25 protein-coding genes and 1 tRNA gene are annotated in these 26,670 nt (G+C 38.2%); 13 read left to right on the top strand and 13 right to left on the bottom strand.

Annotated elements, in window-relative coordinates; translation table 11 throughout:
- Positions 1 to 22: 22 nt before the first annotated feature.
- Entirely contained in the window at positions 23 to 1,219 is a 1,197-nt protein-coding gene (locus ACOALF_RS04555) for a phosphoglycerate kinase (protein ID WP_419241312.1), read from the bottom strand.
- 21 nt (positions 1,220 to 1,240) lie between these two features.
- Positions 1,241 to 1,609 carry a hypothetical protein gene (locus tag ACOALF_RS04560; RefSeq protein ID WP_419241313.1) on the bottom strand — a complete coding sequence of 123 codons (369 nt, stop codon included), beginning with the start codon at positions 1,607 to 1,609 and terminating at the stop codon, positions 1,241 to 1,243.
- A gap of 654 nt (positions 1,610 to 2,263) precedes the next feature.
- On the opposite strand from ACOALF_RS04560, the gene greA reads away from it, so the two are divergent.
- From greA to ACOALF_RS04585, 5 genes are all read left to right on the top strand, one after another.
- The gene (greA, locus tag ACOALF_RS04565; RefSeq protein ID WP_419241314.1) at positions 2,264 to 2,734 is read left to right on the top strand and encodes a transcription elongation factor GreA; all 471 of its coding nucleotides are present in this window, start codon (positions 2,264 to 2,266) and stop codon (positions 2,732 to 2,734) included.
- Positions 2,735 to 2,824: 90 nt separating this feature from the next.
- Complete coding sequence (locus ACOALF_RS04570; RefSeq protein ID WP_419241315.1) at positions 2,825 to 3,169, top strand: 4Fe-4S binding protein; 345 nt, start codon at positions 2,825 to 2,827, stop codon at positions 3,167 to 3,169.
- A complete protein-coding gene (locus tag ACOALF_RS04575) occupies positions 3,159 to 3,512 on the top strand; it encodes a DUF3276 family protein (protein ID WP_419241316.1) in 354 nt (117 codons plus the stop codon). The genes ACOALF_RS04570 and ACOALF_RS04575 overlap by 11 nt, the downstream gene beginning before the upstream one ends.
- Positions 3,513 to 3,582: 70 nt before the next feature.
- Positions 3,583 to 4,680, top strand: a complete 1,098-nt coding sequence (ychF, locus tag ACOALF_RS04580) for a redox-regulated ATPase YchF (protein ID WP_419241317.1) — start codon at positions 3,583 to 3,585, stop codon at positions 4,678 to 4,680.
- Between the two features lie 321 nt (positions 4,681 to 5,001).
- Positions 5,002 to 6,426, top strand: a complete 1,425-nt coding sequence (locus ACOALF_RS04585) for a hypothetical protein (protein ID WP_419241318.1) — start codon at positions 5,002 to 5,004, stop codon at positions 6,424 to 6,426.
- Between the two features lie 686 nt (positions 6,427 to 7,112).
- Here ACOALF_RS04585 and ACOALF_RS04590 read toward each other — a convergent pair.
- From ACOALF_RS04590 to ACOALF_RS04605, 4 genes are all read right to left on the bottom strand, one after another.
- Positions 7,113 to 8,240, bottom strand: a complete 1,128-nt coding sequence (locus tag ACOALF_RS04590; RefSeq protein ID WP_419241319.1) for an ATP-binding protein — start codon at positions 8,238 to 8,240, stop codon at positions 7,113 to 7,115.
- Between the two features lie 103 nt (positions 8,241 to 8,343).
- Positions 8,344 to 8,613: a type B 50S ribosomal protein L31 gene (locus ACOALF_RS04595; protein WP_419241320.1), complete on the bottom strand. Its 270-nt coding sequence runs from the start codon at positions 8,611 to 8,613 to the stop codon at positions 8,344 to 8,346.
- A gap of 131 nt (positions 8,614 to 8,744) precedes the next feature.
- Positions 8,745 to 9,482, bottom strand: coding sequence for an adhesin (locus ACOALF_RS04600; RefSeq protein WP_419241321.1), 738 nt, complete (start codon positions 9,480 to 9,482; stop codon positions 8,745 to 8,747).
- A complete protein-coding gene (locus ACOALF_RS04605; RefSeq protein ID WP_419241322.1) occupies positions 9,469 to 13,242 on the bottom strand; it encodes a baseplate J/gp47 family protein in 3,774 nt (1,257 codons plus the stop codon). The genes ACOALF_RS04600 and ACOALF_RS04605 overlap by 14 nt, the downstream gene beginning before the upstream one ends.
- 133 nt (positions 13,243 to 13,375) lie before the next feature.
- Between ACOALF_RS04605 and ACOALF_RS04610 the strand changes: the two genes are divergently transcribed.
- Positions 13,376 to 13,999, top strand: coding sequence for a hypothetical protein (locus ACOALF_RS04610; protein WP_419241323.1), 624 nt, complete (start codon positions 13,376 to 13,378; stop codon positions 13,997 to 13,999).
- Positions 14,000 to 14,383: 384 nt separating this feature from the next.
- Here ACOALF_RS04610 and truB read toward each other — a convergent pair whose 3' ends face one another.
- The 3 genes from truB to ACOALF_RS04625 all read right to left on the bottom strand — a co-directional run bounded on the left by truB (position 14,384) and on the right by ACOALF_RS04625 (position 17,175).
- A complete protein-coding gene (gene truB / locus ACOALF_RS04615) occupies positions 14,384 to 15,067 on the bottom strand; it encodes a tRNA pseudouridine(55) synthase TruB (protein ID WP_419241324.1) in 684 nt (227 codons plus the stop codon).
- A 231-nt stretch (positions 15,068 to 15,298) separates the two neighbouring features.
- The gene (locus ACOALF_RS04620; protein WP_419241325.1) at positions 15,299 to 15,994 is read right to left on the bottom strand and encodes a hypothetical protein; all 696 of its coding nucleotides are present in this window, start codon (positions 15,992 to 15,994) and stop codon (positions 15,299 to 15,301) included.
- 398 nt (positions 15,995 to 16,392) lie between these two features.
- Positions 16,393 to 17,175, bottom strand: a complete 783-nt coding sequence (locus ACOALF_RS04625) for a biotin--[acetyl-CoA-carboxylase] ligase (protein WP_419241326.1) — start codon at positions 17,173 to 17,175, stop codon at positions 16,393 to 16,395.
- A gap of 190 nt (positions 17,176 to 17,365) precedes the next feature.
- Between ACOALF_RS04625 and radA the strand changes: the two genes are divergently transcribed.
- The gene (gene radA / locus ACOALF_RS04630) at positions 17,366 to 18,703 is read left to right on the top strand and encodes a DNA repair protein RadA (protein ID WP_419241327.1); all 1,338 of its coding nucleotides are present in this window, start codon (positions 17,366 to 17,368) and stop codon (positions 18,701 to 18,703) included.
- 85 nt (positions 18,704 to 18,788) lie between these two features.
- Here radA and ACOALF_RS04635 read toward each other — a convergent pair.
- The 4 genes from ACOALF_RS04635 to ACOALF_RS04650 all read right to left on the bottom strand — a co-directional run bounded on the left by ACOALF_RS04635 (position 18,789) and on the right by ACOALF_RS04650 (position 21,522).
- A tRNA-Glu gene (locus ACOALF_RS04635) sits at positions 18,789 to 18,860 on the bottom strand.
- A gap of 99 nt (positions 18,861 to 18,959) precedes the next feature.
- A complete protein-coding gene (locus ACOALF_RS04640) occupies positions 18,960 to 19,712 on the bottom strand; it encodes a hypothetical protein (RefSeq protein ID WP_419241328.1) in 753 nt (250 codons plus the stop codon).
- Positions 19,713 to 19,881: 169 nt separating this feature from the next.
- Positions 19,882 to 20,559, bottom strand: coding sequence for a tRNA (adenosine(37)-N6)-threonylcarbamoyltransferase complex dimerization subunit type 1 TsaB (gene tsaB / locus ACOALF_RS04645; protein ID WP_419241329.1), 678 nt, complete (start codon positions 20,557 to 20,559; stop codon positions 19,882 to 19,884).
- A 60-nt stretch (positions 20,560 to 20,619) separates the two neighbouring features.
- The gene (locus ACOALF_RS04650) at positions 20,620 to 21,522 is read right to left on the bottom strand and encodes a DUF3822 family protein (RefSeq protein ID WP_419241330.1); all 903 of its coding nucleotides are present in this window, start codon (positions 21,520 to 21,522) and stop codon (positions 20,620 to 20,622) included.
- A gap of 115 nt (positions 21,523 to 21,637) precedes the next feature.
- Between ACOALF_RS04650 and ACOALF_RS04655 the strand changes: the two genes are divergently transcribed.
- From ACOALF_RS04655 to ACOALF_RS04680, 6 genes are all read left to right on the top strand, one after another.
- Positions 21,638 to 21,994, top strand: coding sequence for a DUF4296 domain-containing protein (locus ACOALF_RS04655; RefSeq protein ID WP_419241331.1), 357 nt, complete (start codon positions 21,638 to 21,640; stop codon positions 21,992 to 21,994).
- 19 nt (positions 21,995 to 22,013) lie between these two features.
- Positions 22,014 to 22,466, top strand: coding sequence for a Smr/MutS family protein (locus ACOALF_RS04660; protein ID WP_419241332.1), 453 nt, complete (start codon positions 22,014 to 22,016; stop codon positions 22,464 to 22,466).
- A 63-nt stretch (positions 22,467 to 22,529) separates the two neighbouring features.
- The gene (gyrB, locus tag ACOALF_RS04665) at positions 22,530 to 24,479 is read left to right on the top strand and encodes a DNA topoisomerase (ATP-hydrolyzing) subunit B (RefSeq protein ID WP_419241333.1); all 1,950 of its coding nucleotides are present in this window, start codon (positions 22,530 to 22,532) and stop codon (positions 24,477 to 24,479) included.
- A 300-nt stretch (positions 24,480 to 24,779) separates the two neighbouring features.
- A complete protein-coding gene (locus ACOALF_RS04670) occupies positions 24,780 to 24,977 on the top strand; it encodes a hypothetical protein (RefSeq protein WP_419241334.1) in 198 nt (65 codons plus the stop codon).
- Between the two features lie 101 nt (positions 24,978 to 25,078).
- Positions 25,079 to 25,270, top strand: a complete 192-nt coding sequence (locus tag ACOALF_RS04675; protein ID WP_419241335.1) for a hypothetical protein — start codon at positions 25,079 to 25,081, stop codon at positions 25,268 to 25,270.
- 616 nt (positions 25,271 to 25,886) lie between these two features.
- The gene (locus ACOALF_RS04680) at positions 25,887 to 26,507 is read left to right on the top strand and encodes a gliding motility lipoprotein GldD (protein ID WP_419241336.1); all 621 of its coding nucleotides are present in this window, start codon (positions 25,887 to 25,889) and stop codon (positions 26,505 to 26,507) included.
- Positions 26,508 to 26,670: the final 163 nt, after the last annotated feature.

Below are 26,670 nucleotides of genomic sequence, written 5' to 3' on the forward strand. Positions count from 1 at the left end.
TAATAACATTTTGTTTTTGCAACTACCGCTTCAGTACCTCTAAACTGGGCAGTTTTCTATCTGCTGCAATATAGGCGAGCAAAGCCCCGCCTCCGGTGGAAATATAGGAAACCTCATTTTCATATCCTAGTTGTGTAATGGCAGCAGCGCTATCCCCCCCCCCTACTATACTGTAGGCACCCCGCTCAGTGGCCTTTGCAATGGCTTGGGCAATAGCCAATGTACCACCAGCACATTGACTCCATTCAAATATCCCCATAGGCCCAGCCCATAATATGGTCTTAGCTTCTCCAATCAATGCAGCAAAGTGTGCCTGTGTAACTGGCCCAATATCTACCACATAGGAGCCACATAAACAATCCGTAAGAGATACGGTGGAAACGGCACACTGCTCATGCATTTCAAAGACAGTTAGGACATCCGTTGGCAACCACAATTGAGCGTGGCTATTGCGCATCAACAGATCAAGCAGCTTACTGGCCATTGCTTCTGCTGATGCATCGCTATCAGCACAGTCTCTAGCCTGTTTTGCTTTTGCATGGTAGAAAGGTAGTATAAGCCCTCCACCAATCAATATATGGTCTACATAACGCATTAAACCTTCAATAGGCTTTGCCTTATCTACCAGTTTATTCCCGCCCATAATGGCTATAACGGGAGATTGCGCTTTTGAAAAAAGCTTATCCATAGCAGCTATTTCTTGTTGCAATAAATAGCCCGCATACCGTTCTTTAAAGAAAGCAGGTAGCAAACACGTAGAAACATGATTTCTATGAATGGTGCCAAAAGCTTCATTAATATAGACATCTGCTAATGCAGCCAATGCTTGCGCAAAGTTGTTATCTTCTAATGTTTCTGCTGCGTAAAAACGAACATTCTCCAGTAATAAGATGCTACCTGGTGCTAATTGATCTATCTGTTCTTGCACCGCTGTTCCTATGCAATCGGGTGCAAAGGCAACCGGGTGCTGCAATAAAGTAGTTAATGTAGGCAAGAGCCTGCTCAATGAATAACGTGCTTCATAGCCATTTTTAGGCCTTCCAAAATGAGAAAGCAAAATAGCTATGCCACCATCTGCTATTACTTTTTGAATGGTTGGTAAACTATTTCGAATGCGTCGGTCATCGGTAATGATATCCTGATCCGTTATGGGCACATTAAAATCAACCCGTATGAGTACTTTTTTATCCTTAAAAGAAATTCCTTGAATACCAACCATGAAAATGTATGATGATTTTGCTTACAGACCCAATGCGATTTTTCGATTAATATGTTCTAGGATATCATTTAACTGAGTGGGGTAATGTAATCCATAGCAATATCCCCAAAGGGCAAATACATCTCCTTCTTGATCCGTCTGATGGCATTTAAACTTCCATTTTCTACTGACCTTTCCGAAATAAATGGATATTCTTGAAGAGGATTTAGATTGGTAATTGCCTTCTACATTAACAGGATCAAAACCAGAGACAAGCGAGCCAATTAAAGAGATTTCATTGATGCACTGGAGAATCATGTCTTTCGTTTTTAGCTGCTCTATTGTACCTACTCCCTGCTCTACCACAGGATTTTTATCTACTACTGCTACTTCTTCTATTAACATAATCATTTTTTGACATTCCACATTGGTAATTTTGAAAACGCTAAAACGCTAATGTGAATTCTTCAATTTAAGAAATATTTTGATAGTTTTACTCCCCACCTATTGGATCTACCCCGCCTTTCTCTTTCACTGCTAGCGTCTACCTTATTTATAGCCAATGGCAAGACATCTATTATTCTAGTCTATTTTTTATATATTAGTGGATTGGCTACGCCAACACAGATAACTTTGCTTTAGTTTTAAAGAAAGCCAACTCCATGGCACTACTAATGGCAAACAACTAAAAATATCCTTATTTTCTGGGTTGGATTTGCATCCAACAAAATAAAAAGCTTAGGTAAAGCCTGAAAGCATAATTTTTGTCAATACAATTAATATGAAAGGTAACATGAAAGCAATTGCAAGATTTTTAGCAGTGCTTCTTGCGCTGCTCTCTATAGGTATGCATGGGGGCGTTGTAGTCATACCCATACTTGCCGGGTATAAGTTTAGCATGCTATTTATTGCCTTCTTACTCCTACTTGTATCCATACTTCTTTAAACAACTAAGCAAGTCTAGCATTCGTTTATTACATAGCTAGCCATAGCGGGAAAAATTTTTAGAGCAATCGAGCATAAGCATTGTAAAAAATAATTAACACTATAAAACATAGAACGTAAATGACCTATTACACAGAAGAAGGGCTAGAGCGCATGAAAAAAGAACTCAGCTGGTTAAAAAGCGAAGGTCGCATTCGCGTAGCCAATGATCTAGCAGAAGCACATAAAAAGGGAGATTTAAGTGAAAATGCAGAATATGATGCGGCTAGAGATGCACAAGGCTTGTTAGAAGCAAAGATTGCTGCCTTAGAAACTTTAGTGGCCAACGCTAGAGTACTGCAGGAAAATGAAATCGACTTGTCTCGGGTTTCTATTCTCTCTAAAACACGGGTTAGGAATAAAAAAACAGGCACAGAATCTGTTTTTATGCTTGTCTCACAAGGGGAAGCTGATCTAAAGCAGGGTAAGATATCGGTTGAGTCACCTATGGGCAAAGGATTATTAGGTAAAAAAGTATCAGACATTGCGCAAGTGGATACCCCCTCTGGTATCATTGAATTAGAAATTTTAAAAATTGGGTTAGATCTTTAAAATATTACCACTCAAAATTTATAGAAGGATTTGCTGTAATCTTTTATTTCTATTAATTTAGCTAGCAGATAAATATAATCTTAAGAAGATATGGCCTTACGGATAACAGACGCATGCATCAATTGTGGCGCATGCGCAGTTGAATGCCCTAATACTGCAATATATGAGGGCGGAACAAATTGGCAATGGGCTGAAGGTACGCAGTTGAAAACCGTAGAAGTAAAAGGAGCCGTATTGGATGCAACAGTGCCACAAGCGCCTTACGTGGATGATACCTTTTATATTGTTACAGATAAATGTACTGAATGTGTAGGCTTTCATGAGGAACCACAATGCGCAGCGGTTTGCCCAGTAGATTGTTGTGTATTAGACCTAGATCACCCAGAAACAAAAGAAACATTACTAGCCAAAAAGCTGTTTTTACATGGGGAGTAAAGGAGCTACCGGAATAATATTAAAAAATAATGATACAGTGGAATTACATACAGGATTAGATGAGATTTATTCCAAAAGAGTAAATGCAGGAAAAAGAGTTTATTTCTTCGATATAAAGTCAACCAGAGGCAAGGATTACTACCTGACCATCACAGAAAGTAAGAAAAGAACAGAAACAGATGGTATGACTTACGAAAAACATAAAATTTTTCTATATAAAGAAGATGTGAATAAATTCATTCGTGCGCTTAATGAGGTGGTTGATCACCTTAAAACGACCCTAATGGCTGACTATGCATTTGATCAATTTGATCGCCCTGCAGAGGAGCATCCGAACAAATAAACTACCCAGATCTAGACCGGGTCTATTTAGGGACACCACATCCAATTTTTTCATTTTATATATTTGATCCATGGCTTTAAAATGTGGCCTTGTTGGTTTGCCTAATGTAGGCAAATCTATGTTGTTTAATGGCTTATCCAATGGCAATGCTGCTTCTGCCAATTTCCCTTTTTGTACTATAGAACCCAATATAGGTGTAGTAGCTGTGCCAGATCCACGTATGGAACTACTTGCCGCATGGGCACATTCGAAAAATATAATCCCTGCTGTTATTGAGTTTGTAGATATAGCTGGATTGGTTAAGGATGCCCATCAAGGGGAAGGGTTGGGCAATAAATTCCTTAGCCATATTCGAGAAGTTGATGCAATTGTACATGTGATTAGGTGTTTTGAAGATGAAGATGTATTACATGTAGCGGGCAGTGTAGATCCTATTTTTGACAAACAAATTATTGACCATGAGCTGCGGTGTAAAGACATTGATACTTTAACCAAAAGGTTGGATAAAATAGAGAAACTTGCCAAACATGGACCTAAGGCCCAACAACATGCCTGTGCACTTTTAAACCTCTTTTTACAAGAATTAAAACAGGGCCGTGATGCACGGGCCATCCAGGTAGAAGCAGCAGACCAACCATTTATAGACGATTGGCAACTATTAACCTCAAAGCCCGTTATTTACTTTGCTAATGTAGATGAGGCCACGATACTTGGTAAAAAAAATCCCCACTTAGCTGCTCTACAAGAGGCTGTTGCGCAAGAAAATAGCAAACTAATCATTGGTTCTACTGCATTAGAAATGCAGCTAAATGGGTTAAATAGTGATGAAAAGGATTTTTTCTTAAAAGAATATAAGCTTATGGAATCTGCACTGGATAAGCTGATTCAATCAGCTTATGCCCTCCTTAAGCTGATTACTTATTTTACCGTAGGGCCACAAGAGGTACGCGCATGGACCATTCAAAATGGTACAAAAGCACCTCAAGCCGCAGGCGTGATCCATACAGACTTTCAACGCGGATTTATTAAGGCAGAGGTGATTGCTTTTGAGGACTATAAAACCTATAAAAGTGAAAATGGCTGCCGTGAGGCAGGTAAACTACGTATAGAAGGCAAAGAATACATCGTGCAAGATGGTGATGTAATGCTTTTTCGTTTTAATGTGTAAACGACCAACCTGCTCATATCAAATCAATACCCAATGCTGCTATTTCGCAGCTACCTTTTTATATCACCTATAAGCTATACTTTCTTAAATTGAAACTGTATCTGTTCAAATCAGCGGTAGAAAAGGAATTTTTAAGTCACTTTTTTATCTGGTTTAAGATAGCGCGGTATACAAACGGCTTATTGTTTTTTTCTCTACCTCATTTTACTATTGTAATTTCTATAAACAGTGTTTAAATTAAATTGGACGGTTTAGGGAGCTATGCATTAAATCATCTAGTTTAAGCCCCCTTGAAATATAAATCGGCAAACTACTATTTTGATGATACATAAAATAACAAAGCAACAGACGCGTAGTATTATGTTGCTTACCAAACAAATCATAGCTATGTTGGGTTGCTTTTATTTTTGTACAGCAGCATTGACTGATTGCAATAAAGGTCTAAAGGGAAACGCCGGTCTAAGGAAGGGTAGATTGGCTAATACGACGCCATATGATACAAGTGATAAATTGGTTTCAAGAGATTATAATGATCCTGATAAATTTTGGTGTGCATTTGAAAAAGCATTACAGGGTGAGGCAGCTGCTATGGATTTCTTAGTAGCAAGGGGCAAAGATATAGATGCTAAGGCGCCACATAAAGAAGAACCCGGATCTGTGAAGATAGCCATTGTAAAAAATAGTGAGGGAGGCATCTCATTAATACTGGAATATGCACGTAAGAAAACGTTATTACAAAGCAAGGACCAACAGGCACAACCCATTACCCTAATGGTAGCTAAGGATTCAGTAAGCGCTTACAAAGAAGTTACCAATGCTGATCCACCACCTTCCTATGAAAAGGCCACCAATCCTGATGCATTGCCTTCCTACGAAGGAGTTAGCAATGCTGAACCACCGCCTTCCTATGAAAAAGCTACCAACCCTGAGCCGTCTTATATCACATTTATGAAGCGATTAATGCAATACAAGCCAGATTTAAATAGCTACAATAGATACGGAGAAACATTGCTTACAGAAGTAATAAAAAATGGACCAAATCAAAATCAGACAGCACTGATCGAATTGTTCCTGAAAACTGGTGCAAATTCTAATGGCTTAAACCGTAAGCAGCAGGCCCCTTTAGCCGTGACCAAGCGGATTAAAAATATTGAAAATCGAAAAGAAATTATTAAACTATTGATAGACTATGGAGGCAATCCATTGCTGGCCCCAACGGATAAAAATACCCAAGAATATGTCCGAGAGGTTGTGATCGGTCAACTAAAAAAAGTGAATTTAGCTTTACATTCTCCTACTTGTAGCCAAGCATTAGCACAAGCTGATGCAAAGCTGCCATTATTTTTTAACCAGAAGTACAATAGGTCTGATGCTGTCTTATCAGGTAAAAAAGATTTAACTTGCGTGGTTTGCGCTAAAAAAGAGGCTGCACCCACTACTATCCAAATGCCTGCATGTGGCCATTATCTGCATGGTTCTTGTCTAACACGATCACTTATTCATATGAAATCTAAAGGAACAATCAAGTGGTGGCCCAGGCCTTCTTACATATATATGCACCTTTGCCCCTACTGTAAAAAGGAAATACCGCAGGGGCTTATAAAAGATTTAAATCAATTCTATGAGGGAATAAAATTTGAGCATATGGCTTTTACGCTCGCCCTGCGCGTAGCCTTTGCGATTCCATGTGTCACCGTCATCCCTGGAGGATTCGTACTTGCGGCTGGTTTATTTTACCCAATGTGATACCGCTTTAAGCGGCATCGGCTTTCGATCCAACGGAGATGTTGGTTTGAACAACCACCCTTATCTTGTAAATCTATATCACGATTCAGAAGTGCTATTCATTCATTTGTTTGGTCTTGTAGAACTACACATTCATTGCCAGTTCTAATATAAAAATTCACAAGGCCCTTGTAGTTTGCCAATTCTATCATTTATTAAGCGTAGTACATTAACTTGCAGCTTTGCTTCTTAATGAAGAAAAGAAAATTTAACTATTGTATATTACAAATCCAAAAAAATAAAGAATGGTTTTGCAGCCAATGGCATCAACTTAAGGGGTATATTTTATTGACTATTCAATAAAGCATCATTTTAATGGGCAGGTTGTTTCCACTGCGTCAAGTTAAAGCGCTAATGGCCGCCGATAAAAAAAATTGGCGCTTCAGTAAGCTTGTAGTGTACTGACGAACTATTGTGCAGCGGGAAAAACAGAACTCGCCCGTGCAGCGGGCTCGAACAAGCTGTTTTTCTGATCCGCTGCACAATAGTTCATTTCATTCTTTTACTCCGTGCCAAATTTTTTATCGGTGGCCATGGGCGATGGAGTATACGAATGATCCATTTGCCTCTGTACTAGAATAGGTTTTCCTTAAGTTGACGCCATTGTGCGAACGCCCCAATGTGAGATAGATAGTGTACTACTGATTCTAAACAGATCCAAAAATATTTACTATTTGAATGGAGAGATGGGTATAAACCATTTTTGCATTGGCATTTCGTTCTAAGCAATAATAAGCCTGCATCAATTGTGCGATCAGCGCTTTTAGTTGGTCAATGGTAACACTAAGGCCAAATTTTTTGCTAAAGGTTTCCTCGGCGGCCAAATGTATTTGCAGAAACGGGTAATCCAACTTGCCCAATAAAGTAATCCTAATCAGCTGTAGTGCATACGTAAGGAAATTTTTTTGTGCATCAATAGATAGTTTGTAAAATGCCTCAGATTGCGCAACCAATTTAATCAAATCACCACTATAACAACTACGCATCCAATGGCAAAAACGTTCAAAATTGTCCTGAACACCCTGCTCCAGCAATTCAAAAGCTTTAGACAAATTGCCTTCCGCTAAAAATGCGACCTCTTTATAACGATCCGGGTCTAAGTCTCTATATTTATTTCGTAAGAGCTGCTGAATAGCTATTTCTGAACAAGGAGGAATGGTATGCTGTTGACTCCGGGACCTAATAGTAGATAGTATGCGGTCCACATTGGAACCAACCAATAAAAAAACAGTAGCTACAGGTGGTTCCTCTAAGGTTTTCAATAGGGCATTAGCCGCTGTATGATGAAGATACTCTGGCAGCCATATGCAGACTATTTTATAAGGCCCAATAAAAGCTTTTAAACTAAGTTGTTGGATAATTTTACTGGCATCTTTTCTGCTAATTTGGCACTGCTTGCCCTGATCATGCATAACGGCAGCCCAATCCTCTAGGGTCAAAAAAGGATTTTCCCTAAGACAGTTACGGAATTTTTCTAAATAGGTTGTATCTGATTGGGCTTCCAAAGCAGCACTACTTGCTTTTTTAGGAAAAACGAGTTGCAGATCTGGATGGGTCAATTGCACCATGCTAGCACAAGAAAAACAACTGCCACAAGCATCAGATTCCTGACGGGAACTACAATTTAAATAGGTAGCAAAAGCTAATGCTAAAGCAAGATTTGCAGAGCCAGGAGGCGCTATAAAAAGCTGAGCATGGGCAACCTTACCTGTAACAGCCATTCTTATTAAAGTGCTTTTAAAAGCATAGTGCTCAGGTATCTCTGCAAATTGCATTTCAAAAAGAATTTATATGCTACTTTTTGCTTGATAAAAAAGCAGTCAAAGGGATTTGGCGCTTTCAGTAAAACGGAAGTCTTTGAGCGAACTGTTTTTATGATTACTGATCTACTTTAATAGCGGCGTTTTTCTTTTTATACTTTTGATTGAAACGCTCAATCCTACCTGCTGTATCTACAAAAATTTTCTTACCTGTATAAAAAGGATGGGAAACATAACTCACTTCCACTTTAAATAAAGGATATGTTTTTTTATCCTCCCACTCAATCGTTTCTGAAGTAGCTATTGTAGAGCGAGTCATAAACTTGGCACCACTAGAAGTATCCAAAAAAACAACTGGCCTATATTCCGGATGAATATCTTTTTTCATAAGTATATTAAATGATATATTTTTTAAATAAAAGCATACCACTAATTTAAGAAAGTTTCTTAAAATTCTACCTATCTTTAATCAGAAAATAGGAGTTTACCTATTCTAGCCCCTCATGCTGCATTATCCCTTTAGGAAATGGCTTCAGCCTCCTCGTCTTCCCACCATAAATTGGTCACATAATATTTAATCACACTATCTTCTCCATAATCACGTTGGGTTCTTATTTGTAACGTGTAATTAAAGGTATCTCCAGTCCAACGCAAATGAATTTTATTTCTGAAACTTCCATAATAGGCCTTTACAGCATGAATCTTATTGCTTGAATCTCCAAATGTACTAAGTGCTATAGCGTGGGTCATAGCATATAAACCACGCCCTTTTTTACCAATTTTAGCGATTACTTCAAATGCATGGCACGCATTTAATGGAGGCGTAATATTATACCAATTGCCATCACCAGGGGCTGTACCAGCAGCATAAGCACCCCTACGCCCATGCATGCTGATATTACCATTCACAGTTAATTTTTCTGATGGATTGGTTGTACCAATACCAATATATCCATTTGCTTGAACAAAAAGTTTGCTTTCCCCCTGCTTATCAACAAGATTAAACCCAAAATCTGGCGTGTTTTTGGGATACTGCTCAATACTCCAAGTCGGCTTAAAATCATTTAAGTTATTAAAAAAAGTTATCAACTTAGAGGAGCTCCCTTTAGGAGACAAACTCAAGCCATGATCTTGAGAAATAATCTTATCATCTTGTTTATGAAACATTGAGTCTATCAAATCCTCAAAATCACGCTGGGTAGGGATAGATCCTTTTTCAAAGCTTTTCTTTAGTGCCTCTCTACTAGTGATTGCCATGATCGGTTCTAATATATTTTTTGGTAATTAAACAATATTCTTCTAAACTTGGTATGGGTGCGCCTTGATCTACACATGGTATAGGTTCTTGCTTAGGGCGCTCCCATGGACCTACTATAAAATCTTCAGAAATAGCCATATCGCCTATGCTGCCATGACGCAATTTAACAGCAGCATCGAATTTATCCACCACAGATATTTTATGATTTTTTGAAGAAACCATAACCGACCATGGATAACCGGCAAACAAATGACTATCATAAGTTGTTACCTTATCCAGCTTTAAATCTGGAGCGTTACCAGAATACTTCAATATAGAAAAATTTCCTATGCCTTCTATATAATAACGGTTATTAATGAAGTCTATAATCTTAGAAGTAGGTATATTTCCACCTAACTGTACATCCACTGATGGGTTTAATACCCAAGGAGAAAAAAAGTTGTGTAAATCCTGGTATAACAAATTTAAGAATAATCCTTTTTCATACCCGGGTTTAAACTTAACGGTAACGTTAACTTTAACATCTTCATAAATAGGATTTATGACCTCGCACTTTATAAACGGTGTACTAACACTTTGAATATAGGTTTTAATTTCAGTTAAAAGCTGTCTGCTCACAAAAGGGATACCCGAACTAGGATCTGCTTTAGCCATGACCACAATGGTTATATGACCAGGTTGTGCCATATTATTTGTGCTTTTTGAGGTATGGTTGATACACTTTACTTTGAAAACTTCTGGAAATTTTTCAAGAACGATTCGTTCATAATCCCACACTGATATGGCTCTATTTTTATGCCTCAAACGTTCACTAACCCGCCTATAGAAGGCTTGATGATTTTCAAACTGCCTTCCACCAAAAGTGGGAAAAGGTTGTAGGACCCATTCAATACCCTCTATAGGGTTCTGAAGTTCTTGAATTGCTTTTTCAGGTAATACCGGAGCAGAAAATACACCATTTCTATCCATCACCCTGGATACAGCAACGGCTTGTGTATAGACTCCAACTATAGTGGCCAATGCACCTTTTTTATCCATAAACTGTGCCTTAATCCAAGTTAACCCTGGCGTCATACGGGTATTGTTTCTATTTACCTCACTGGGTAAACTAGATAAATCAAAAATGATAATGCCAGATTGAGATAATCCATTGGTTCCATCTACAACAATCGCTTCCTCGAAGGGCAGCCAAATATTGTCAGACAAATAAAACCACTTGGGTTGCTGGGTTTCTTGATCCGAACTGTTTTCACCAATAGCTATATGCATAGAAAGATGGGTGCTATTTAGATCTTCTATGCCAAAAGCGATAAATGATTCTTTCTGTTCTATCAATGGCAATAATGTAGGCGGGGCAGTTAGCTTGCTTGGAAAGGTCTTTAAATAACCAAAAGAAGAAATATGAAAAAAGCTGTTTAAATATTTTTCTTCCTCTTCTCCAGGAGGAGAGGTGAGTACCATAGATTCCTCCGCCTCGTAATCAACAGTAATCGATTTGATGCGGGGGGTATAGGGTTCATTCAAGACCGTTATGGTTTCTCCTTTCTTTTTCTGGGCATTTTTAACGAGTATACTGCTCATCAGGCTGGGATAGATGGCATGACCAAAAGCTTGCTCTGGTGCACATAATTGTAATTTTAAAAAACCAGCTACTGTTTTGGGGCCATAGACGTTAACCTCTAATGGATGGTTTGTTTTAGTGACCCGTAATGCAGCTACGTCAATGTCGTTAATGGTTCTCAGGTAATCTAACTGTTCACTACCTTTATTATTTTTTATAACCTGAAAAAGAGGCACAACTTGTCTATTTTGGACATAAGATGGATTCCAGTGCTGATGATTTAAGTAAGAAATGTTTACCTTAAAATCATCGTTGCTTACCTTAATAGGATAGGCATCATAATAAGACTTAAATCCTCCTTCTATGGTAGGAATGCTATCCCATTTAATATTTATTTTTAAATCCGTTAGATTTTTAGAGAAGATTTCTCCACTACCTATATAAAAGCTACTATCGAGTTTGGCTAATGGCCCAAAAAGCTCAAAAATTTGACTATTATCAATAATACCCAATTGATTCTGAAGGACCAATCCACGATATCCCTGCACACTAACTTTTAAATCTATGGTTTCAAGCACCAAACCATTTAAGAGATACAAACCAGTAAGTGATGCTTTATCACGTATGCTAACAGATACCGTCGGGGTACCAGGATTCACTATTTCACCCTGGTATTCAGGAGGTAACATTTCTACTGGAGGTGCTTCTGCATTTAAAGATATGGTCATGTGCAGACAACGCGTTGCATCCACAAATTCCAATGCTACAGACTCTTCTGGTATAGTCAGCCATCCATCTTTAGTAGTAATTTGTACCCGTGCAAGGGTAGAAAGCATACCGGACAATTGTTTTAAAAATGCTGCAGTAGGGATCTTTTTATTTGGATTACGATTGACTAATATTTGAAAGGATTCAAAAGTAAGTTTCCATTTTATATGGATGGTGCGTATGCCTTCAGCAAGGTGAAATAAGGGTGAGCCAACCAATACAGCCAATTGTTCGTTCGATTGCGTTTTGGCCATTTCATTATTTTCTGGCATAGGAAACAATTGAAAAGGAAACATTTGTAAGAGCTTGCTATCATAGGTAGTAGTAGACAACTCAACTGTTTTATAGCCTTCTTTATCAACCTTTTTAGTAATCAACAGGGTGTTGATCTGAGCAACCTTAGCTTTATTGACTGTTATATTTCTTTTGGTTTCAAACAAAATATCTGCACCATTAACTGGATTTTTTGCAACCAAAAGGCTCCCCTCTGGCACAAAAGCGAAGGAATGATTGGGGCTAAGCAAAAAATGCACATAAGACTGATCTGGAATGGAAGGATTATTATTAAATTTTAGTACATGTCTGTAGTAGTGCTCTAGCGTTCTTTGTGGAATGTAATTAAGATGGGCATCTGCATACTGTAACAGCTGTAAAAAAGCGATCAAAAGCGCCACATGAGGCGCTTTATTTTGAGCATAAAGGGTATCAAAATAATCACTAGCAGAGAGTTCCTTTAATTTATAAATCGTATTAAAAACAGCATCAAAAAAATCATCAAAAAAATCAATAATTTGCTCATCATTAAGCTCTATACCATTTACTTCATCATAAACCAGATCAACTCTTAATTGCCATAAGGAACCATTATGACACTTCTCATAAAGAAAAACAGAAAAGTTTATAAAAGATTGAATAGAACTGACCCTACGATGCTGTTGGAGCATTTTGTATATTTTACTAATATGGGTATTGATTTCTTCATGTATAATGGCATCTAACTTGGCTCGAACCACATCCTCATTAGATAGGTTTTTATACCAATAATCTAATAGTATGATCAATTCTTGGGCCACGACCAAAATATTATTCATCAAGTTGCTATCTGCAATCCCTGTAGAGCTTCTGCGTAGGGTTAAAAAATCTTTATGAATGTTTTTTTTTAAACCATCAATATTGGTATGTAGAATGAGGGAACGTATAACAGTATCATCTTGCTCTAAAAACTTTCGCCAGACATTTTGATCTATGCGTTGATTGTTGTTATCATAATAGGCCAATAAGTCGGTGTATAAATAAAGGAAGCGGAGGTGATCGCTAAATTGTCTATCACTAATCAATAAATTGTTTTCTACCAATTCAGGTAGCAATCGTTCAGCGTGGGAGGTGCCTCTTCCAGCAAATAAAATATTAAGTTTTTTTTCAATATTCATACATTTAAACTATGATCTTTTTCCAAAAATTAAGATATTGAGCAAGAGCGCGCGCCCAAATAGCGCATCGCCATGCTTTGACATCAATCTAACCTAAAAACCACTTATAAAAAAGTAATTAAGCTTAAAATTTATGCGCTTCTTATCCTATTTGCTGAGTATGGTTGCCTGTATAGCGACAAGTTTTAAATGGAATGATGCGGTTGCATCTTGTTACAAGGGGAATGTGATCTTCCAAACTTTGCAGGCTACAGGATCGGATGCTACAAAGGAAACAGAAGCGCATACAGTGGCCGCAGATTTGCAGGATACAAACCCAGATACTCCAAACGAACCAGATGCGCCTTCTGATGCACTAGATGAGATACTTAAAAAAGATACCCATTCAGAAGGAGCCATTCAAAATATATTAGGTGGTTTGGCCGTTTGCTACAATTTTTTAGCCAATCTTCTTTTATACCCTATTTTTTCCTTTTTACTATTGTTGCTGTCATTGGGTGCCATCTTATTGGTTGGGTTTTGGATAAAGAAAATAAAAGATGAAAAATCGATTTCCACAACTTGGATTTTATTTACTTGTCTCTATCTGCTTTTTTACTTGGATCTATTTTTAGTAGTCTACCAGAAAAGAGAGGTGCTTTTTTTATTTCTAGAACTAGAAAAGGATCTGTTTTTAACGGTAGCGGCAGCATCTATTGGTTATATAGTAGGCAAGTTCTTTTCTAGCAAAATTTTTGAAGAAAAAAAATTGCCTTAGTTAAAATAAAAATGACCTATCCATTTGCCCTGCATCTATAGAGGTGGGGTATAATTTAAACAAGAACCATCTGTTTAAATCAGTTGAAAAAGCTGCAATATGGGAACTTGTTAATATACTCGACATATCCATGTTTGGTCATCCATTCTTCGAACCATTTATTGACTGCATCTTCAAGATAATGTTGTTTCCTATATCTTCTAGTAACGTTGTAATAATAGCTTCTTTGTCCATATTTTTGAGATTAACGGTTTAAAACCACTGTAGCTAGTGTTAAATATACTGCCTCTCTTCATATGAATCAAGGCACTTGTCTGTCTTTATATCATCATATAAAAAGTCGTATCCTGCATAGGCAAGTGAAAAAACAATGGGGCCCTGGTGTTAACCTACAGAAGAGTCATTGATTTGCAATAATCTTTCTAGGGTATACGCCTGATCTAAACCATAATGGCCTATTTGGGTTCGACATAGCGCATGGAGGTAGCCTCCAACGCCTAATTTTTCTCCTAAGTCATGGGCAAGGCGCCGAATATAGGTTCCTTTGCTACAAACGACTTTAAAAGTAATAACTGGCAGCTCAATGGCTGTAATGCAAAAGGAATGGATCACAATAGAACGGGGGCTCAGCTGCGCCTTTTCTCCTTTTCTAGCCATTTTATAGGCGCGTTGCCCCCCTATTTTAACGGCTGAATAGATAGGAGGTATTTGCGTGATAGGTCCAACAAAAGTAGCAGCAGCAGCGCGTACCATCTCTTCAGTGATATGGTCATAGCTAGATAGGCGATCAAAGGGGGTTTCTAAATCCATAGATGGTGTAGTCTTGCCAAGCACAATTTGGCCGGTATAGACCTTATCCAGTGCTTGCAGGCTACTAATTTTTTTAGTTTCCCTGCCACTACATAACAAAAGCAATCCTGTTGCAAGAGGGTCTAAGGTACCTGCATGGCCTATTTTTTTTATTTTTAAGGCACAACGGACCTTTTTTACCACATCAAAGGAGGTCCAACCCAAGGGTTTATCTACCATTAAAATAGCCTCAGAAAGGTCATCTTGTAATTGGTGCATATGAGATAATTATATTGATCATTCGTATACGCCTTCGCCTATGGCCGACGATAAAAGCTTTTATCTCTTGCTTCCATCCTAGAGGATGCCAAACTCTAAAATGTGAGATATACATTATCCCTGATGTATAGGAAAGAGGGAATTAAACCCTCACTCTTTCGTGACTTCGGATCGCACTAAGTTGACGCCATTAGGCTGAACCGGTCTTTCTAGTTCTTTAAATTTTTCTCGTTAGATTGATTCCATGCGTAAGGCAACTCTCTTCATTAGGTAGGCAGTTAGGCGATAATATACATATAATGAAACTATTATTAAAAGTAACATTGAAAATAAACTACTAGTTAAAGCAGCATCACTACCCTCTTGACTCAGCACAAACCAAACCCTCCAATAGGCAAATAAATAAGGCAAATAGATAATATAGATGAGTAAAGAACCTAATGGAATATACTTTCCAATAAAACGAGTGGTCAGCATTTTTAACCCCAAACGAATTTTTGACTGTTCAGGAAATGTCTGATAAAACATTCGTACTCCATCATGCAAAACGATACAACGGGAAGTGATCCATGCCCATGCTAGTCCTTCCCCTAATACATTTTTCACATAAGGATTAATCTGTGCCAGTATACAAAACTGGATTACATTGCAACAAAATATTACATTAAATCTGCTTTTAGCTATTTTTTTTAGACTTTTATCATCTAATTTCACATTTACATCATGGTTGAAGCATAAGTTTTCTTTAGTAAAGATATTACATGCTAGTATAGAAAAAATTAATTGGCTCAACAGATTAAATGGAAATACCTCATGAGGCACAAGACAAATAAATGCAATAAAAGTAATAACTACCTGAAATGCAGCAGAGGGATTTTGTTTATATAAAATTATGGCTTCTCTAATAGCATATTTATTGAATAACATGTTATGCTTGTTTATTGATTTATTCTAACCGTTTGTAAGGCTCATTCGATTTAAGTGTCGTGTAAATTATTTTTTTGTTTATTGAATTCGATTTTCAAATTTAATTAAAAAATGTGCCATACCTACACACGCCCCACCCTGATCACTGTGAACTTGATCCATATTATTTGAAGTAGACTTCCCCAATCCATTACAGGATGTAATAAGTAAATAAAGAAAATACTTTTTCATAATGGATAATTTTAGATAAAAAGAGAAATATATTAAGATATGTATAACGTGTATCTTTATAGCTATACAATTTTTTAATAAAAAGCAAACACATTAACACAATAATTTGAACCATACACCAGCTATATAAGGTACAGATTCGTTATAGGCATATGAAAACTGCGCATCTATACAAAAACAATCTCTTTGGCTTTATAGCTATATTGGGTGCCATTGCGCGCTGCTACAACCAATTCCCCTAGCCTATTCACGGCTACAATACGCCCTTCCAGTAATCCATGCATCGTTTCAAAGCGATGGAACCCTTTGTTTCGGTAGAGTATAGCCATATACTTTTTCCAAAGCAAATGATGCATGCCATTTTGTAGCTGTGCATAATAATGACCCAACGCATCGATAATCTGGGTAAGTAGTAAGGATCGATCCCATGCCCTTCCTTTTTGGATCGCTAAGGAAGTAAATTTCGAAGATTCAAAATGTAGCTGATTCACATTTAAGCCAATACCAATTACAGCGGCTTTGAGCTTATCCCCTATATGGGTTTCAATTAACATACCACCTAGTTTCTGGTCGAGGTAGTAGATATCATTGGGCCATTTTATAGCAATCTCCTTGGGAAAGCAGCCTATTAGCACCTCATAAATCGCCAAACTCGTAATAATATTCAAGGCAAAAACAGCATCTATCGGTAACCATTCTGGATATACAATAAAAGAAAAAAGAAGATTTTTACCTGCTTCTGATAGCCAAGTATGCCCACGTTGTCCCCTTCCTTTATATTGATGCTCTGCAACAAAAACGGTTCCTTCTGCTGCATGTAGCAAATGTTGTTGGGCCATATCATTGATAGAAGCACAACTTTTATAATAAAATGAAGCCCTATCAAATGGTGCATCAGCCTGAATAGCAGTATCGAATAGATAATCCATGGGAATATGATCTATATGCATTACTTTTACCTACAAATTTAGAGACTTCTATTGGAAACTCGCTTATGCTGTGGAATTTGTAGGAGAGACGGCGTGCAAAACCAGAGCGTACTAAATGTACGTGAGGATTTGAGCACCAGATCGACGCGCAAATTACCAGCAGAAGTTAGCGTTTCAAAAGAGGTATAATAGAGACCTAAATAAAACCTATATGGCATATGTCTGTACAAACTGTGGCCTTGAATATGTTAAATGGCAAGGCAAATGTGACGCTTGTAAAGAATGGAACAAGCTAAGCGCATTTGCTACAAAAAGCAATACCAAACGTGATATAGCTGAAAATAAATTAAATATTAAATATCCTAAAAGGTTAGACGAGATTCAAGCGGCTACTAGCAAACGGCTGCTATCTGCAGATGCAGAGTTCAATAGGGTACTGGGTGGGGGGATTGTTCCAGGCTCGTTGGTGCTATTGGGTGGTGAACCTGGTATTGGCAAATCAACGCTTTTGCTCCAAGTGGCGTTACAGCTAAAAGCGGTTAAAATATTATATGTATCTGGAGAAGAAACAGAGCATCAAATTAAACTCCGCGCTGCGCGCTTAGGATTATCTTCACCCAACTGCTTTCTATTACAGGAATGTGCACTTGTACAGATCCTCAAGCATGCCAATGATTTGGCACCCACTTTATTGGTGATAGATTCGATTCAAACCTTATATGCTGAGGAAGAAGAAGGGGTAATAGGTAGCATCAATCAGATTAGATCTTGTACTACACGGTTGTTGGATTACGCTAAAAACACAGACGTAGCGATATTTTTAATAGGGCATATCAATAAAGATGGGGCTTTAGCAGGCCCTAAACTATTGGAGCATATGGTGGATACGGTATTACAGTTTGAGGGAGATAAACCATGCTTATATCGAATGGTACGGACGATAAAGAATCGATTTGGCCCTACCTCAGAATTAGGTATATATGAAATGAAAGTCAGTGGACTACATGGTGTTACCAATCCTTCTTCGATGTTGCTTTCTGGGAAAGACTATATTTTAAGTGGCATAGCAATTGGAGCCTGTTTAGAGGGTACTAGGCCACTAATGCTTGAAATTCAATCATTGGTAACCGCAACCCGGTATGGAAACCCGCAACGAAATGCTACAGGCTACGACCCAAGGCGATTGAACATGCTGCTAGCTGTACTGGAAAAGCGAACGGGTGTGCGTTTACATGACCGTGATGTATTTTTAAATATTACAGGGGGGCTTAGGGTAGATGATACGGCATTGGATTTGGCCATTTGTATGGCCATTATAAGCGCGCTCAAGGATAAGGTTATTTCAAATTTTAAATGCTTTATAGCAGAAGTAGGATTAGGGGGTGAATTGAGAGGCGTACACAGAATGGAACATAGAATAGCAGAAGCGGAAAAACTGGGATTTAAAGAGGTATTTATAGCAGCGCAACATGAAGGGTTTTCTAAAGCTTTTAGTATAAAAATTAACCTGATTAAAAACCTAAAAGAGCTGATCACACAACTCAACTAAAAGGCACGTTTTTCTTTTTTTTAAGGTAATTCTGCCATGCAGTTGAATGGATACGTAATGAATAGATTACCACTTAATCTAAACGTAGCCCGTAGGGGAATCGAACCCCTGTTTCCAGGATGAAAACCTGACGTCCTAACCCCTAGACGAACGGGCCATAAAGCAATAGCTAGCTGTATATACCAGCTAGCTGCTACTAAAATGAAATGAAATGAAACAAAAAGGTATGCAAACGCTACTTTTCTTTACTTTCAGATTACTCAGAGAACAAAGATGCAAGGTTATAATTTATACCGATAGTTGCACATTGCAAACCGAGTTCTTTAAGTCCAGCAGTACTACTGTATATAGTTTGATTTTTACCTTCTTCTATTTTAAGCTTATTCATGAAAAACCAGTCATATTTTAGCTCAATACCAAGTCCAATACTGGTGAATTGATACCCAAGAAGACCCGAAACACCTAGATCAAATCCAGAGATCTCTTTTTTCTTAGTATCATCAAGGTTAATATCTTTACTATCTTCTGTGCAAGTTGTTTTGAATGGAATATAAGGAGCAACACCAACAGAAACTTTTAACATACCTGCTTCTTCTTGGCGACCAAGCGGATACCAGAATAGACGTACTGCACCATTAACACCATGGCTAACCATACTAATAGATGGTTTTGTAGCGTTACTTGAACTGCTTTGATTGTTTGCATTTGAATTTTCCTCAGTTTCTTTCAAAGTAGCTCCTTGCTTCATATATCTGAGATCTATGCCAAGTCCAACCTGATCTGCAAATGCATATTCAGCATAAAGACCAGCAGCAACCCAAGGGTGACCAATTAAACTGCTATCTGCTTTTTTACTACCAAACTTAACATCATCACCATATCCTTTAGCAGAGGATACGCTTAGGGCAGCATTAAGACCATACTCGAACGGACTTACTTCTTCTGCCTGTGCATTGAATGTAGCGCAAGCTAAGAGGCCTGCCATCAAACTTCTTTTGATTCCTTTCATACTATTAAAATTATTTTCTGTTATTAACTTCTTTTATTACTTAATTAACTGCTACTATGCAGAAACAGGCCCACTTTATTACAAGCCAAGCCGCCCCCGCTAAATGACTTTAATAGCAGCAATATTAAGGTTAATTTAAAAAAAAACCAAATAAATATTACCTATTTCTTTATTTGTCTTGAAACTGGCTTAAATAGCAGGGTGTATAACTGGCCAGATCTTCCCAAAGCTGCTTTTGAAACTTAGCAAAAGCCAAATAGCCTATCTGTATAGCAGAAGGAACTACTTGCTCTATGAACTGGATATTTTTATTTCCCATAAAAAATAGCTTCGTTTTTGGAACACCATCTCCAAAAAAGAGCAAAGGCCCACCCGGTAGCCCATCTCTGTATAACTTACTATCTAATAAAGCCACATGGGCAGAACGTTTGATCTGACCTGATGCATCAACTATAAGCGTATAAATAGCATTACGCCGGGCATCAATGGCAGGACATAGTAGGGTATCCATTGAAAGAGATCTAATAAACGGACAGATGCCATATGCCATGGCCTCTAATGTGCCCACTGAGATAAGTGGAATATCTAATCCATAACAAAGACCTTTTGCTACTGCAGTGCCAATCCGCAAGCCAGTGAAAGAACCAGGACCACCAGAGATGGCTACAGCAGCCAACGACCTGCGCTTAAAGTTACTATTTTTTAATAAATCTTCTATAATGGGCATGAGGTATTCTGAATGGGAACGATCCATTAAAAGTGTGGTATGGGCCACCTGTTTACCACTATGGTGTAACGCAACGGAACAAGCAGCTGTAGCGGTTTCAATGCTTAAAATAAGGGACATATAGAAAAATTTGGTGCAGTATGAATAGATTTTGCATAGTTCAGTATAGCCATGCTTGGCTTATTGCCATGATCTACTATGGGTATGACAAAGAAAACTGCTGATTAGGTCAAAATACAACATAGGCCAGGTGCCACTTGCTTTAAAAACATATGCATTGGCATGTAAGAAATTAAGCTTTGTTTTCAATGTAGCCTTTGGTATATATGCTTTTAACTGACGATAAGCCAATGACTTTTTTTCAATCGATCCACCCACCAGTAAGGCACAAGAAGTAGGCTCTAAACGCATAACCTGGATGACAGCTGATAGGTAACTCAAAAAGTCATCAGATGTTGTATAAGTAAAAAGATTACAATAGCTTAGTTTGCCTTTATTATACACCACTATGTACAAATAATCTTCTGTCAACCAAACAAATAATTCTGTTTTAGGTAGGCACTCTACTTGGCATCCTTCTATAATGGCATTAGCCTGATGGATAATATGAAAATTACTACCAGTATAGCGTTTTCTAAACCAATCCAATACAGCCGCATTTTCTGAAAAGACCACAGAGATTTTTGCCAATAGATGGGTAAAAGAGATGACTTCATCGTTTGGATCTACACCGCAAGCAACATGCATATAGCTCAACAAATCTTTTGTGCTGAGCAACAAATGGGGCAACAGGGTAAACTTTTGATTTGAAATAGATAAGGTAACAGAGCGCCAATTCTTTTTAATCAGAAAAAAATCTTGATTATAAAATTGCTCCAAGCTTTTAATATAGCTTGGGTGGTTTTTATCGAGGGGAAGTGCATATATACCCAACAGTAAACATTCTTGCGTAGCATGTTCTATACAGCATACTTTAATCAAACCATGTCCGATATTAATAGACAAGTGGTAGTTGATGCTTTTATCAAAGTTAAATTTGCCTGGATGAACAACAGAAAGAATTTTTTTCGGGAAGACTTCCATAATTAATCTTTATATGAGCTATCGTTACTTACATAAAAATTTTCCTTCACATTTACCTAATATAGGGGTTTTTACTTAACTTTATATGAAATACATTACTTAACCTTTTGTTTGTATGACAAAAAAAATAGCGGCTATTTTTTTAGCATCGTTACTCTTATACTGGGGGGGAAAGCCAGCCTTCACAAAACTCTTTACTAGTCATAGGCCCACTACTATAATCAATGAAGCCGTTTTTATCCATGTAGTAAGGGATCTAGAACTGTTAAACAGTTGGTTGCTCAATAGGTATTTTCCCCAAGAAATGGCAGATAGATTGCGTCACCAAAACCATCAAAAAATATTAGCATCATACGGAGTAGATCCAAAAGCTTTTGAAGAGAGCTTAAAGTATTATTTAGATGATTCGCTCGAAAGGGCGCTAAAGATGTATGATAAAGTTTACCTAGCTTTAGAGGAATGTGCGATTTAGTTTTTAATTTTTTGATATAATGCCCATTCCAATTGGTAGCTATGTACGGATTAAAAATCAAAAGGCTATAGGTCAAGTCGTAGCCATAGAGCTCCATAAGCTATTGATTGCTGTTGGAAAGCTGCACTTGTATCTGCCGCTTCAGGCCGTTGAAGTCGTAGAAGCGCCTCTACCTATTCAAACCAAAGGTATCCAAGCCAAAGGTATTGCGGTGCGTGCACCCTATACAGTAGCTGATCCAATACTTGACCTGCACGGTTTCAACAAAACGCAAGCACTTCCTGTAGTAGAAAAATTTTTAGACCATTCATTGCTATTGGGCCACAGTCGATTAAAAATCATTCATGGACAGGGAAAAGGCATTTTGCGTAGCGCCATACGGAGCTATTTAAAAGCCCACCCGTTCGTAAAAAAAGTAATCTTACAAAGCCCAATATACTGTATGAACGGTATGACAATAGTTGAAATATAGTGTAATGTTCGGTTAAACCTATTATCTTGACATATATTTTTTTCTTTAAACCAGCTTAAAAAAATGACCCCAACCACTAATGACTATTCAGCAGATAACATCCAAATTCTAGAAGGGCTAGAAGCGGTTCGCAAACGCCCTGCCATGTACATTGGGGATGTAGGGATAAAGGGATTGCACCATCTTGTTTGGGAGGTAGTAGACAACTCTATTGATGAGTCTTTAGCAGGCTATTGTACTAAAATTGGCATTATTATCCAGGAGGATAACTCCATTACAGTATGGGACAATGGCCGTGGGATTCCTACTGAGATCCATCCAAAAGAACAAAAATCAGCCTTAGAAGTCGTGATGACGGTATTGCATGCAGGTGGTAAATTCGATAAAGACACCTATAAAATTTCTGGAGGCTTACATGGTGTAGGGGTTTCCTGTGTAAATGCATTATCGGCTCATTTAGAGGTTACGGTATACCGAAATGGCAAAATGTACCAGCAAGCATATGCCCAAGGCATTCCAGCTTACCCTGTTAAAGAGGTAGGCCATACAGATTTGCGCGGTACTACCGTTCATTTTACCCCAGACAGCGCTATTTTTACCACTACGGTTTACAACCTACATACCATTGTAGGCAGGCTACAAGAATTGGCCTATTTAAATGTAGGGCTAACCATGGAATTAGAGGATCGCCGTGAACGAGATGAACAAGGCGATCCTTTCCGACAAACCTTTCACTCTGAAGGGGGACTTTTGGAGTTTGTAGCCCATTTAGACAGCACGAAGGTCTCTATTATGCCTGCCCCCATCGTTGTAGAAGGGGAAAAAAATAATGTATTGGTACAAGTGGCTATGACCTACAATACGGGTTATTCTGAAACAGTAGTATCCTATGTGAATAACATACATACCATTGAAGGGGGTATGCATGTCACTGGATTTAGAAGAGCCTTAACCCGAACCTTAAAAAGCTATGCAGATAAATCTGGTTTATTAGAAAAAGCAAAAATAGAGATTATTGGAGATGACTTTCGAGAAGGTTTAACGGCTGTCATCTCGGTAAAGGTAGCAGAACCTCAATTTGAGGGACAAACCAAAACCAAGCTGGGGAATGCAGAAGTACAAGGCGCTGTAGAAAGCTGTGTAGCAGAAGTATTGCATTATTACTTAGAAGAGCACCCTAAAGAGGCCAAGTTGATTATCAATAAGGTAATCGTAGCAGCCCAAGCCCGCCAAGCGGCCCGGAAAGCACGTGAAATGGTCCAGCGCAAAAATGTGTTAATGGGCAACAGCCTACCTGGTAAACTGGCAGATTGTTCTGAACGAGACCCTGCCCTTTGCGAACTCTTTCTAGTAGAGGGTGACTCTGCGGGCGGCACGGCTAAAATGGGCAGAAATAGAAGATTCCAAGCCATTCTGCCCTTAAAAGGTAAAATTCTAAATGTAGAAAAAGCACAGACATACAAAATATATGATAATGAGCAGGTCAGAAATATGATCACTGCACTAGGGATCACCATGGGCACAGATGGGAATGAACAAGCGATTCATCTAGATAAATTACGCTACCATAAAATTGTGATTATGACAGACGCGGATGTAGATGGCAGCCATATTCGCACCCTTATTTTAACTTTTTTCTTCCGTTATATGCGGGACATTATAGAAAAAGGCCATCTTTATATTGCCTCTCCCCCACTCTACCTGGTAAAACGAGACAAAGAAGAGCAGTATTGCTGGACAGAGCCAGAAAAAGAAGAATGGGTAAAACAGTTTAGCCTTAAAGATGGAAAAATTGATGCGGTATTTGTACAACGGTATAAAGGTTTGGGCGAAATGAATGAAATCCAACTCTGGGATACCACTATGGATCCAACCCGTCGCAACCTCAAACAAGTGACTATAGCCTCTGCACTGGCTGCAGAACATCTTTTTTCTATGTTAATGGGCGATGAAGTACCCCCTCGTAGGGAATTTATAGAACGCTATGCTAAATATGCTAAATTGGATATTTAAAGCCGAACCGATTTTTTGAGTGGCCGTACTTTCAAGCTATTATATTGTATCTTTATAATAGACCTCTTGCATAAGCTATTTATGATCAGCAATTTTTAGAAGAAACGCAGTCGAGAACCGCAGAATACTAAATATATTTGAGGAGCGTAGACAAGTTTCGACAACAAAATGACCATTAGAAATAGGTTATGCAAGAGGTCTAATAGCTTTTTTAACTTAAAATGTATACATTGAGCTTGTATCTGTTTAGGCAGCCGTTCATTTTTTGAACTTTTAAACACTTTAAAGTAAAGTAAAATTATGTGCAGAAACATCTATTACTTAGTATTAGGCGTAGTATTGGGAACTATATTGGGTTTTTTGGTCTGCGATGATACGAAGAAAAAAATCACTAAAGCGATCCAAAATAAAGCGAAGCGGTTGTCTGGTTGTGTGCGATCATCTTCTGAAAAAGCTGAAGAAGTAATGGATGCGGTTAAAAACGCCGTTAAGGGATAAGCTTAGCTGGTTGAGTAGCATTAGCATACATTGGCTAAAAAAGCTGTTTGCTTTTTTAGCCGGTTTTACAGCTTATTTTGTTTGTTTAATCCCTGTAATATATGTCTAAAAAATTATGGTTGGGTTGGGGCGCCCTGTTAAGTAGCCTTTTTATATGGTTTTTTATCTCTAATAAAGACCATATAAAAGTTAAAAAAAAGCTCTATGGCGCTCTGCAGCGGGCTTCTTTATCAATTATCACCAAACGTTTATTAAAGCCTTGGGTAAAAAAGATTATTCCCTTGCTGTTTTAAGTAGTATGCTCCGCCGCTAATGGCTGCTCAATAAGCCGTTCGTATGACGTGCTCTAATGGCCGCTGATAAAAATTTGGCACACAATAAAATACTGTAACGAGCTGCTTTGCATCGGGAAAGTTATAAACGCAACCTGCTGCGCGGGCTTCAGACGACGCTGGTTAAGTGGGCTAAAAACTTGTCTCTTTTGTTGCGTATTGTGTAAAAGACGTTTTACGGAGGTTCCTATGCTCCCTCGCTTGCGGCCCTCGATAAATGAATTTGGCACACAGTAAAAATAATGAAACGAACTCTTTTTCAACGGGAAAATCAGACCTTGCCCGCTACGCGGGCTTCAAACAAAACTGATTTTCTGATCCGCTGAAAAAGAGTTTGTTAAAAGGCTACTATTTTACTGAAAGCGCCAAATTCCTTTATCGGCGGCCATTAGCACCTTAAGTTGGCGCAATGGGAACAACCGCCCATTAAAATGATGGTTTATCTGATAATCAATAAAATATATTCCTTACGTTAACACCATTGAAGCTGAATGCAATTAATTATGATAAAGCGTTTGGCACTTTCAGTAAAACGGTAATCGTTGAGCGACGAATAGATTAAAAAAGCAATAAAGCAATGCTCTACTCCAATAAATTTCATTTCCGGTTAAAAACCAGTAGAGGATTGGTTATGCTCCTAATAACTGCGATGTTGGGTCTACTAGGTTTTTGGGTGAATGGTTATTTTAAGCAAGGCAACCTATCCAAAGGGAATCACCTACCAGCGCAGCACTATCAACCCCTTAAAAGTGGGTTCCCTTATCAATTTGAGTATTCGATACATGCGCATCTATTGCCCGCTACAAGTAGGCATACAATGGACTACTGGGTTAACCTCTATTATCCTGATTTCGATGCCACGATTTACCTCTCCTATCAATCCGTTACAGATAACCAAGCCCTCCTAAACGATTGGTGTAAAAACGCCAGCGCACTAGCCTTCCAGCACCAAGTAAAGGCTTCCTCTATAGAGGAAAGCATTATTCAAACCCCAAAAGGCCATCAGGCACATGTTATAGAACTCTTTGGTGAAGTGGCTACACCTTTTCAATTTTATACTACAGATGGCAAAAAACACTTTTTACGCGCCGCCCTTTACTTTAAAACCGCATCGCAAAATGATGCTTTAGCACCAGTAATCGCCTATATCAAAAAAGATATGATACATATGCTCAATACGCTAGAGTGGAAAGCATAAAAAAATGGACGTTATACTTTTATCTGCCCCTATTAAACTGATCGCTCATTATCTTTAAGAGCAGTTAGCTCATTTTCAATATATTTTTCTAGTGCTTTGGTTTTTTCTATCTCTTCTGATATTTTTGCTATAGCCTGAGTTATTATTGGCCTAATTTCTCCTA

The sequence above is a fragment of the Cardinium endosymbiont of Nabis limbatus genome, from assembly GCF_965196625.1.
GTDB lineage: Bacteria > Bacteroidota > Bacteroidia > Cytophagales > Amoebophilaceae > Cardinium.